Source organism: Salinibacterium sp., assembly GCF_031364185.1.
Classification (GTDB): Bacteria; Actinomycetota; Actinomycetes; order Actinomycetales; family Microbacteriaceae; genus Rhodoglobus.
In genome coordinates this window covers 1-8,929 of the sequence record NZ_JANLVV010000372.1, presented here as the reverse complement: position 1 = coordinate 8,929, position 8,929 = coordinate 1, and the positions used below count along the sequence as shown (strand labels likewise).

The following is an 8,929-nucleotide window of genomic DNA, read 5'->3' as shown; positions in this document are numbered from 1 at the left end:
GCTGGCACCTCATTGACGCTGGCGCCAGCGAGGGTCAGGCCCAGCGCCGAGGCTTTGTCCGCCCCGGCGACAACAAGCCAGACCCGAGCGGATGAGTTAATCGCGACGAGCGTCATGCTGAGCCGTTCCGGGGGTGGCTTTGGCGATGTGCGCACAGAGATGACGGCCCTATCACGTTCGCGAATCCCGCCTCGCTCAGGGAAAAGTGACGCGATATGACCGTCGGGGCCCATGCCCAGGAAGGTGATGTCAAAGTGTGGCATGGAGGCATTCGCCGGGCTGTGCGCGATGATCTCCTTCGCATAGGCATCCGAAGCAGCATCAAGGTCGAGGCCACTGTCGGATGCCGCAAAGGCGTGTACTCGCGCCGGATCGAGTGCCACGTGATCGAGCAGGGCCGCTCGCGCCTGGGTTTCGTTGCGATCAGGGTCGCCCGCAGGCAGCCACCGCTCGTCACCCCACCAGATGTTGACGCGGCTCCAGTCGACGGAGTCGCGCACGGGGGAGGAGTTGATCGCCTCGAGGACCGCAGCGCCCATGGTGCCGCCGGTCAAGACTATGGACGCCTCACCGAACTCGGCGATCAGTTCGACTGCCTTCGAAACGAACCGGGCCGCGACAGCAGCCGACAGCGAAGTTCTATCCGGATGGACGATGACGCGTCGCTCGTTGGTCATCAGCGTGCACCCTTCGCACGCGATGTCTTTTCGGGCTTGCCGAGTTGGCTTACCCCGTGCCTGACTACCTCACCAAAAAGCTCGTCAGGGTCGAGCCTACGAAGCTCTTCGGCAAGACAGTCACGAAGGCTGCGCCGAGGTAGCGAGATGTCATGGGTGGGTTGGTTGGGCTGCGACAGGGTCGCCACGTTGGGCATGGTCCGCTCGAGTTCGATAGCGCCCGACTCCCTGATGAGCTTCACGCCCTGGATTCCACTAGTACCATGCGACTTACTCGAGACGCCCAGCGTGACTTCGACGCGAAGCTGCAACTGCAGCCACGCCGCGAGAAGCAAGGTTGAGGGAGAGTCGACGGAGCCGTGTACTTCAACTGCCGTCACTTGCTGGTAGGGGGGCTGATCAAGCACCGCGGCAAGCTGTGCACGCCACAGGGTGAGCCTGGTCCACGCGAAGTCGGTGTCGCCCGGCTCGTACGACTCTGCAATCGTAGAGATTGCGGTGAGGGGCTGGGGGCTGGCCGCGGCATCCGTAATCCTGCGCTGTGCGATGCGACCGATGGCCGACTGCGAAACGGCTCCCGGTGCAGTGCCGGGCCACCACGCCACGACCGGGGCGTCCGGCAAGAGCAGTCCAGTGACGAGACTTTCCTGGTCCTCGGCCGCGTCGCCGTACGCACGCACGACGATGACCTCGCTGGCTCCAGCGTCACCCCCCACCCGGATCTGCGCATCCACTCTGGCCTCGGCGGCCCTGTGTGAGATGTCGTGGTCTGTCGAGATCACAATGACCCGCATCGGATGCTCCCGCGACGCATCGTTGGCGGCCTCAATCGCTTCTTCCTCCTCGCCAAGGCTTGTCGTGATGACGAGAGTGAGGACACGACCGAGAGCCACGGCTCCGCCCTCTTCGCGAATCTTGACGAGGGTTTTCAGAATCTGACTCGTAGTGGTGTTGGGCAGATCGACGATCACGGTCGCCTCCAGGTGCGGCCATCGCGGGCCATCAATTTATCGGCGGATGACGGACCCCAGGTGCCCGGGCGATACTGCTCAGGCTGGCCCTGGGTCGCCCAGTACTCCTCGATCGGGTCGAGGATTTTCCAGCTGAGTTCCACCTCCTGGTGACGAGGGAACAGGGGAGGGTCTCCCAGGAGGACATCGAGGATGAGCCGCTCATATGCCTCCGGACTGGCTTCAGTAAACGCGTGCCCGTAGCCAAAGTCCATGGTGACGTCGCGGACCTGCATGCCTGCGCCCGGCACCTTGGAACCGAACCGGATGGTTACGCCTTCGTCAGGCTGCACCCTGATCACGAGCGCGTTCTGACCGAGTGCAGAGGTCTGGCTTTCGGCGAACAGGTATTGGGGTGCCCGCTTGAAGACCACGGCTATCTCGGTGACCCGGCGCCCCAGCCGTTTGCCCGCGCGCAGGTAGAACGGAACCCCGGCCCAGCGCCGGGTGCCGATGTCGAGCCTGATGGCGGCAAAGGTCTCTGTCGTCGACTTCGGGTTCATCCCGTCTTCGTCCAGGAATGCGACGACCTTCTCCCCGCCCGACCAGCCGCCAGCGTACTGGCCGCGGGCCGTGTGCTTACTCAGATCCTTCGGCAACCGCACTGCCGAGAGCACTTTCTCCTTCTCGGCCCGAAGGTCGGCGGCGTCGAACGAGACGGGCTCTTCCATGGCCGTCAGTGCCAGCAGTTGAAGCAGATGGTTCTGGATGACGTCACGTGCAGCGCCGATACCGTCGTAGTAGCCCGCACGACCACCGACACCCACGTCCTCGGCCATCGTAATTTGTATGTGGTCTACGTAGTTTGCGTTCCAGATGGGCTCGTAGAGCTGGTTTGCAAATCGCAGCGCCAGAATATTCTGAACGGTCTCTTTGCCGAGGTAATGGTCGATACGGAACACGCTGTCGGGAGGGAAGACCGATTCGACTACAGCGTTCAGCTCCCGAGCCGTCGTCAAATCGCTGCCGAATGGCTTTTCGATGACAACCCGACGCCACTCACCGTTTTTTTGCTCGGCCAGTCCGGAATCACGCAACCGCTCGGTCACCTCGGGGAAGGATTTTGGCGGTATGGACAGGTAGAAAGCATGATTGCCCATGGTTCCTCGATCACGATCAAGCTCCTCAATCGTGTCTTTAAGCCGCGCAAATGCCGCGGAGTCATCGAATTCGCCCTGTACGAAACGAATGCCCTGGGCAAGCTGGGTCCACACATCTTCGTCGAAAGGTGTCCGCGCATACTGTTTCACGGCGTCATACACGACCTTGGCAAAGTCCTGGTTTTCCCATTCGCGTCGCGCGAAACCAACCAGGGCGAAACCGGGGGGGAGCAGACCGCGATTAGCAAGGTCGTACACTGCTGGCATCAGTTTCTTGCGCGACAGATCGCCGGTCACACCGAAAATCACCAGCCCACTGGGGCCCGCGATGCGATTGAGCCTGCGATCGGAAAGCAACCTCAGCGGGTTGGAATCCGCTGTGATGTTCACGGGCGACATGATGCTCCTAAAGTGCTCGGTACCCCGAGTCAGTTGAGTGCGCTGATAATCGCGGGCAGCGACCCGGTCGGGTTCGCGAGCGTCAGGCTGAGCACAGGTCGCCCGTGATCCGCGAGAACGCTCGCGTCACCGTCGGCCTGCGCCCTGATGAGCTGGCCAAACGTGAAGGGTCGATCCGGAATCTGCAGATCTGCCTGCTCGGCGGCCGTAATCTGCAGGAATACGCCCACGGCTGGCCCACCTTTATGGAACTGGCCGGTCGAGTGGAGAAATCGCGGACCCCAACCGAACGTCACTGGGCGTCCTGAACGCTTCGCCACCTCATCACGTAACGACGCCAGAGATGCGTGCGCAACTCGGTCAACATAGGCCTGGATCGAGACGTAGCCGTTCGCAGGGAGTGCCGACAGCAGTGCCGCCATCGCGCCGGCAAGATCACTCACACCGTCAACCACTGCGCTGGTGCCCCGCACTTCGATGCCGCCAACGACGAAGGCGGGCGGCGCCTGCTGTGACGGATTGTCGATCAGCGCGCGAGTGGCAATTTTCGCCGATTCGACATCGGGCTGATCGAAGGGATTGATCCCCAGGATGCGTCCGGCAATCGCCGTGGCGTACTCCCAGACCAGAATCTGAGCTCCGAGGCTGCCGGCGATTTCGATCTCGCCCTCCGCGACCTGCTTTGTGTCATCCCAGTGGCCGACAAGGCGCACCACCTGCAGGTCTGCCAGGTTCTCGCTGAGTTCGGGAGAATCGGGGGCGAGCACGACCGGGAGAATCCCCTTGCCCAGCTTTCCCGTCGACTCGGCAATGAGCTGTTCGGCCCAATCGCCAAAACCACGAATGTGTGTGCCGTCTGAAACGATGCCCAGCTTGTCTTTCAGTGGCCTCGTGCCCGCGATGGCGGCCGCGAGGATAAGTCCTGGATTGTCCCGGTGGTCGACGGACAGTTCGAGCATGACGGCCTCGGCCTCATCGAGAAGCTCGGCCAGGTCGACGCCGGCGAGACCGGAAGGTACAAGACCGAAGGCAGTAAGGGCGGAGTATCGACCGCCCACAGTGGGGTCTGCGTTGAAGACGCGGTAGCCGGCGGCGCGTGCGGCAACGTCGAGCGGCGACCCGGGGTCAGTAACAACGATGATGCGCTCGAGCGGATCGATGCCTGCCTCAGCGAAATACTGCTCATAGATGCGCTTCTGGCTGTCGGTTTCAAGAGTAGAACCAGACTTCGATGAGATGACGACGGCTGTGGTCGCGAGCCGATTACCCAGAGCCGCCAGCACCTGTCCGGGGTCGGTCGAATCCAACACCGTGAGTTCGACCCGGTATGTTCCTGCGATGACTTCGGGGGCCAGTGACGAACCGCCCATGCCACCAAGAACGATGTGATTCACCCCGGATGCCCGCAGAGTGTCACGCAGCTCGTAAATGTCATCGATCATGGGGCGGGATACGGCAACCGCCTCAACCCAGCCGAGGCGTTTGCCCGACTCCTCTTCGGCATCAGAGCCCCAGAGTGAGGCGTCGCCGCCAGTGAGTCGGCTTGCCACAAGGTCGTTGATCAGCTGGGGGACGAGGCGCTCTACCGCCTCGGCTGCTGCACCCGACACCGCGATCCTGACGCTCATTTGGCACTCTCCAGGGCCGCTGCGACAGTGTCAAGCAGCTCATTCCACGACACGATGAATTTCTCTACGCCCTCCTTCTCGAGGAGCGCGGTCACCTCGTCGTAGGAGATTCCGAGGGCGGCCAGAGCATCGAGAGTAATGTTCGCCGCTGTGTAGTTTTGTGTCACGTTGTCGCCAGTGATGATGCCGTGGTCAAAGGTCGCGTCGAGGGTTTTCTCCGGCATGGTGTTCACGGTCTCGCGGACGGCCAGTTCCGTGACGTAAAGGGTGTCCGGGAGGCTCGGATCTTTGACGCCGGTTGACGCCCAGAGGGGTCGCTGCTTATTGGCCCCTGCCGCCAGCAACACTGCCGATCGCTCTGAGGCAAACTCTTGCTCGTATACCTGGTAAGCGAGCCGCGCGTTGGCAATTCCCGCCTTGCTTTTCAACGCTGTTGCATCTGCGGTGCCCAGCGCATCGAGTCTTTTATCGATCTCAGTGTCGACACGTGAGACAAAGAATGACGCGACAGAGTGAATTGCCGACAGGTCGTGACCGGCTGCTCTCGCCTGCTCGAGGCCGGTGAGGTAGGCGTTGATCACCTCGCGGTGCCGTGAAAGGCTAAAGATCAGAGTGACGTTGACGCTGATTCCCGCACCGATCGTCGCGGTGATTGCCTCGAGGCCCTCGACGGTGGCCGGAATCTTGATCATCGCATTGGGGCGGCCTACCTTGGCCCACAACTCCTGAGCCTGCTGGATCGTGCCGGCCGCATCGTGAGCCAATCCCGGCTCGACCTCGATGGAGACCCGACCATCCTGGCCACCTGAGGCGTCATAGACGGGACGGAAGATGTCACTCGCGGCTGCGACATCATCCGTCGTGATCTCGAAGACGGCCTCGGTCACCGTCTTGCCGGCGGCGGCCAACTCTGCCACTTGGGCGTCGTACGCCTCGCCCTTGGCGAGCGCAGTCGCGAAGATCGTCGGATTCGTCGTCACACCGACGACATTTCGCTCGGAGATCAGCTTCTGCAGCCCGCCCGACCTGATGCGTTCACGCGAGAGGTCATCGAGCCAGATGCTGACTCCTGCTGCGGAGAGGTTTGCGGTGGCAGTTGTGGTGCTCATGATGCTCTTTCCTTATGCCTTCGGACTAGTGGTAGGAGGCACGACGGCCGCTATCGATTCCCTGGCTGCGGCTACGGCCGCCTCGGTGGTGATCCCGAACTCACGGAACAGGGTCTTATAGTCGGCTGACGCGCCGAAGTGTTCGATGGAGACGCTCCGGCCCGCATCCCCGACATATCCACGCCACGTCAGCGCAATGCCGGCCTCGATCGACACCCGCGCCCGCACCGCGGCGGGAAAGACGGACTCGCGATACTCTGCATCCTGTTCCTCGAACCATTCGAGGCTGGGAACTGACACGACCCGGGCATTGATTCCCTCGCCCTTCAGCACGTTACGAGCCTCGACAGCAATCTGCACTTCGGAGCCGGTCGCCATCAGGATGACGTCCGGAGTTCCCTGTGGAGCGTCGACCAGCACGTATGCTCCCCTCGCAACATGCCTTGCCGAGGCAAATACCTCGCCGCTGGCCTTGTCGTCGCCACGTTCGAACACCGGGATGTTCTGTCGGGTCAGGGCGAGACCGGCCGGACCGTTGCGACGCTCGAGAATCGTCTTCCACGCCCAGGCGGTCTCGTTCGCATCGCCGGGGCGAACTACGTCCATGCCCGGAATCGCGCGAAGCGATGCGAGCTGCTCGATCGGCTGGTGAGTCGGGCCATCCTCGCCGAGGGCGACTGAATCGTGAGTCCACACGAAGATCGATGGCGCCTTCATCAGAGCAGCCAGTCGAACGGCCGGACGCATGTAATCGCTGAAGATGAGGAAGGTGCCACCGTAGGGGCGAGTGTTGCCGTGAAGCACGATTCCGTTGAGTATGGCGCCCATGGCGTGCTCACGAATGCCGAAGTGCAGGGTGCGACCGTAAGGGTTCCCTGTCCACTCATGTGTCGAATGTTCACTCGGGATGAACGACGCTGCGCCCTGGATCGTAGTGTTGTTCGATTCTGCGAGGTCGGCGGAGCCTCCCCAGAGTTCCGGTATGACTGCACCGAGAGCGTTGAGCACCATGCCGCTTGCAGCCCGAGTCGAGATATCTTTGCCAGCTTCGAAGGCCGGAAGTGCGTCGTCGACGCCATCGGGCAGTGCGCCGGACAAGACACGGTCGAGCAATATCTTCTTTGCGGGGTTGGCAGTAGCCCAGGCCTCGAATTGCACATTCCATTCGGCGTGGGCCGACCTGCCCCGCTCGACGGCCTTGCGAGTGTGTTCAATAACCTCGGGCGACACCTGGAACGATTGCTCCGGGTCGAAACCGAGCACCTCCTTGACCGCGGCGAGCTCCTCGCTCCCCAGCGCCGATCCATGAATCTTGCCCGAGTTCTGCTTCTTCGGACTCGGCCAGCCGATGATGGTCCTGAGGATGATCAGTGACGGCTTGTCGGTTACCCCCTGCGCGGCCGCTATGGCGGCGTTCAACTCGGTGACATCTTCGTCGTAGACGCCGGTCTTCTTCCAGTCGACCACCTGGACATGCCAGTGGTACGCCTCGTAGCGTGCTTTCACGTCCTCCGTGAAGGCAATATTGGTGTCATCCTCGATCGAGATCTGGTTCGAGTCATAGATGCCGATCAGGTTTCCCAGCTGCTGGTGCCCGGCCAGGGACGATGCCTCGCTGGATACGCCTTCCTGCAGGTCGCCGTCGCCGGCGATGAAGTACACAAAATGGTCGAACGGGCTGGAGCCCGGGTCTGCATCCGGGTCGAAAAGCCCGCGCTCAAACCTGCTGGCGTAGGCGAAACCGACGGCCGATGCCACTCCCTGGCCCAGTGGGCCCGTGGTGATTTCCACGCCATCGGTGTGACCGTATTCCGGATGTCCCGGTGTTTTCGAACCCCAGGTGCGAAGTGCCTTCAGGTCATCGAGCTCGAGGCCGTATCCACCGAAGTAGAGCTGCACGTACTGCGTCAGTGAACTGTGACCAACCGAGAGGATGAAGCGGTCACGCCCGATCCACTCATTATCGTGCGGGTCACGACGCATGACCTTCTGAAACAGAAGATAGGCCACGGGGGCGAGGCTCATTGCGGTGCCTGGGTGGCCATTTCCGACCTTCTCCACGGCATCGGCCGCAAGAATCCTGGCAGTGTCTACGGCCTTATTGTCAATCGGGTCCCACGGGAGAGCTGCCACGAGGTTGTGCACCCTTCTTGGAGTGGCGAACCGAGCGTGTCGCCCGGAACGCGGTCTTGGTGGATCTGCTGAGGACGACAGTGTCTCCGCCACGGGAAACCACGGAGGAGTGGTCGCTCGGAGTGATGCGGCGGGGGGCAGGCTTTTCCAGTATAGGGAAGGCCAGATGCTCCGGCGGATCCCCGCCGTCATCGCTCCCGATGGAGCAGTCAAGTGCCGTGCAAACGTCGATTAGAATTAGGTATATGGATGTCGCGATCACGAACCGCCCCGCCAAGGAGCGCATCGGCATCCTCCGCAAGGCACGAGCGTACGTCGCGTTGACAAAGCCTCGGGTGATCGAGTTGTTGCTCGTCACGACAGCGCCGGTGATGGTGCTCGCCGCAGGCGGGATCCCGAACCTCTGGCTCGTGCTCGGTACCCTCGTGGGCGGCATCCTCAGTGCTAGCTCGGCCAATGCCTTCAACTGCTACATCGACCGCGATATCGACCGCGTGATGGACAGGACCAAGAAACGACCTCTCGTCACCGGTGAGCTCGATGATCGCGAGGCGCTCGCGTTCGCCTGGATTTCAGGTATGGCGTCAGTGTTGTGGCTCGGTCTGCTCATCAACTGGCTTGCCGCGGCCCTATCATTGGCCGCGATCCTCTTCTACGTGCTCATTTACACGCTGGTGCTCAAGCGCCGCACCCCCCAGAACATCGTCTGGGGTGGCGCCGCCGGTTGCATGCCCGTGCTGATCGGCTGGGCTGCCGTTACCGGCGAACTCAGCTGGGCACCGCTCATCCTGTTCGGAATCGTGTTCCTCTGGACCCCGCCGCACTATTGGCCGCTGTCGATGAAGTACCGTGCCGACTACCAGGCCGTGAACG

The 8,929-nt window shown here is 62.1% G+C and carries 7 protein-coding genes; 1 reads left to right on the top strand and 6 read right to left on the bottom strand.

The window, feature by feature from the left end; genetic code table 11:
• The 6 genes from pgl to tkt all read right to left on the bottom strand — a co-directional run.
• On the bottom strand, positions 1-677 hold a 677-nt coding region (gene pgl / locus RMN95_RS16180), incomplete at its 3' end, for a 6-phosphogluconolactonase (protein ID WP_309617935.1).
• Complete coding sequence (locus RMN95_RS16175; protein WP_309617934.1) at positions 677-1,648, bottom strand: glucose-6-phosphate dehydrogenase assembly protein OpcA; 972 nt, start codon at positions 1,646-1,648, stop codon at positions 677-679. The genes RMN95_RS16175 and pgl, both read right to left, overlap by 1 nt.
• Entirely contained in the window at positions 1,645-3,186 is a 1,542-nt protein-coding gene (zwf, locus tag RMN95_RS16170) for a glucose-6-phosphate dehydrogenase (RefSeq protein ID WP_309617933.1), read from the bottom strand. The genes RMN95_RS16175 and zwf overlap by 4 nt, the downstream gene beginning before the upstream one ends.
• Positions 3,187-3,215: 29 nt before the next feature.
• Positions 3,216-4,814, bottom strand: coding sequence for a glucose-6-phosphate isomerase (locus RMN95_RS16165; protein WP_309617932.1), 1,599 nt, complete (start codon positions 4,812-4,814; stop codon positions 3,216-3,218).
• Positions 4,811-5,923: a transaldolase gene (gene tal, locus RMN95_RS16160; protein WP_309617931.1), complete on the bottom strand. Its 1,113-nt coding sequence runs from the start codon at positions 5,921-5,923 to the stop codon at positions 4,811-4,813. The genes RMN95_RS16165 and tal overlap by 4 nt, the downstream gene beginning before the upstream one ends.
• 12 nt (positions 5,924-5,935) lie before the next feature.
• Positions 5,936-8,056 carry a transketolase gene (gene tkt / locus RMN95_RS16155; protein WP_309617930.1) on the bottom strand — a complete coding sequence of 707 codons (2,121 nt, stop codon included), beginning with the start codon at positions 8,054-8,056 and terminating at the stop codon, positions 5,936-5,938.
• Positions 8,057-8,301: 245 nt separating this feature from the next.
• On the opposite strand from tkt, the gene RMN95_RS16150 reads away from it, so the two are divergent.
• On the top strand, positions 8,302-8,929 hold a 628-nt coding region (locus tag RMN95_RS16150; protein ID WP_309617929.1), incomplete at its 3' end, for a heme o synthase.